The sequence below is a fragment of the Corynebacterium sp. HMSC034A01 genome, assembly GCF_001838175.1.
Taxonomy (GTDB): domain Bacteria; phylum Actinomycetota; class Actinomycetes; order Mycobacteriales; family Mycobacteriaceae; genus Corynebacterium.
The window spans coordinates 1-304 of the sequence record NZ_KV835935.1; the positions used below are offsets into that span (position 1 = coordinate 1).

A 304-nucleotide genomic window follows, 5' to 3' on the forward strand; every position below is an offset into this window, starting at 1 on the left:
CGGCGGCGCAGAACGATGAGTTCGAGCCTGAGTATGGGGACGGCAACGGTAAGCCGGGCGAGGATGTGACGGTTCCGGCTCCGACGTTCAAGGACAAGGACGGCAAGGAGACCAAGGCGCCTGAGGGCACGAAGTTCACCCCGGGTGAGGGTGCTCCGGAGGGTGTGAAGGTTGACAAGACCACTGGTGAGATCACTGTTCCGGTGCCGGAGGGTGCGAAGCCGGGTGACAAGATCACTGTTCCGGTGGATGTGACCTACCCGGACGGTACGAAGGACACTGTGGATGTCACTGTCACCGTCGA

General features: G+C 61.8%; 1 protein-coding gene. It reads left to right on the plus strand.

Annotated elements, in window-relative coordinates:
- On the plus strand, positions 1-304 hold a 304-nt coding region (locus HMPREF2791_RS03095; RefSeq protein ID WP_141764897.1), incomplete at both ends, for a YPDG domain-containing protein.